This is a genomic window from Candidatus Hakubella thermalkaliphila (assembly GCF_013281975.1).
Lineage (GTDB): Bacteria > Actinomycetota > Humimicrobiia > Hakubellales > Hakubellaceae > Hakubella > Hakubella thermalkaliphila.
On record NZ_BLRZ01000263.1, the window covers coordinates 1 to 1247 of the forward strand.

Consider the following 1247-nt stretch of genomic DNA (forward strand, 5'->3'; position numbering starts at 1 on the left):
AACTATGGAGAATGCGAAATATGTAACACACCACTTGAGGAGAGAAATATCCAACAAAGCTTCTGGATTAAGGACAAGTGGGTAGTTATTGAGAATGTTCCAGTAGGGGTATGCCCTCAATGTGGTGAAAAAGTTGTTACTGCAGAAGTGGGAGAATATATTGCTGAACTCCTTAAGGATAGTAAGCGTATAGACAAAGCACCTTTTATATCCGTTCCCCTTATAAAGTACGAAGGAGCAACTGGAGTAAGTTAAACCTTTTTGGACGCACGGCAGATAACAGAGCATTTACGGCTTCATTTCACTTCGCCTAACTTGCTTCGCAAGTTCGTAAATGCTCAGCCGTTATACGCAATTCGTTCATGGCGCCAAATAAGATGATATGATGAAAATAACGAATAGTGACAAAATTAAGAAAATACCTGGCATGCTTTACATACTTGTTTCCTTTGTTCCATGGATTGTTTGCTGGATATTATTGTGGTGAACAAGTTATCGAGTACGATACTATTAGGAGGTGTTAAAAATGACAAGGTATATGTCAGAGGGAAAGTGTAGTTTTTGTAATGCTACTTTTAGTAAGGCGGCAATGACTAGACATCTGAAGTCATGCAAGCAAAGAAAAGCTGCCTCGGAGACACCAGCGGAGAAGCGGAATTTGCAGAAAACAAAGAGTTTTCATCTTGTGGTTGAGGGACGCGACTTGCCTGAGTATTGGATGCATCTTTGCGCGCCAGCTAATGCAACGCTTGAAGACTTGGACGACTTCCTCAGAGATATCTGGTTGGAATGCTGTGGACACCTGAGTGCATTCACAATCGAAGGGACAATATACTCCATAAGTCCGATGAGAGAGTATGAGGAAAGAGGCATGAAGATTAGGCTGGGTGATATACTTGGCCCTGGAATGAAGTTTTATCATGAGTACGACTTCGGCACCACTACGGATCTTACCCTGAGAGTTGTCTCAGAACTGGAAGGTGAAGCTAAGAGTAAGTCCATGCAGCTTCTGGCCAGGAATGACCCTCCCCCGATAGCCTGTGAATCGTGTGGGAAAATTGCTACACTGGTGTGCACTGAATGTATCTGGTCAGGTGGAGGATGGCTTTGTGATGAGTGTGCCCGGGAGCATGAGTGCGGCGAAGAGATGTTCTTACCCGTGGTTAATTCTCCACGGGTTGGAATGTGTGGATATGCAGGATAGGAACACAATGCGTGGCGAACGTCAGATAACACAGCATAATAGG

2 protein-coding genes are annotated in these 1247 nt (G+C 44.0%); both read left to right on the forward strand.

Features of this window, described 5'->3' with window-relative positions; genetic code table 11:
* Positions 1–255, forward strand: a 255-nt coding sequence (locus HW443_RS11400) for a YgiT-type zinc finger protein (RefSeq protein WP_176238246.1), incomplete at its 5' end; no start/stop codon positions are given.
* Between the two features lie 463 nt (positions 256–718).
* Positions 719–1204, forward strand: a complete 486-nt coding sequence (locus HW443_RS11405; RefSeq protein WP_246273161.1) for an IS1096 element passenger TnpR family protein — start codon at positions 719–721, stop codon at positions 1202–1204.
* The last annotated feature ends 43 nt before the right edge of the window (positions 1205–1247 follow it).

Bases quoted from the DNA above. Each gene is read 5' to 3' on its own strand.
- HW443_RS11405 (WP_246273161.1), top strand. From the start codon at position 719: ATGCATCTTTGCGCGCCAGCTAATGCAACGCTTGAAGACTTGGACGAC.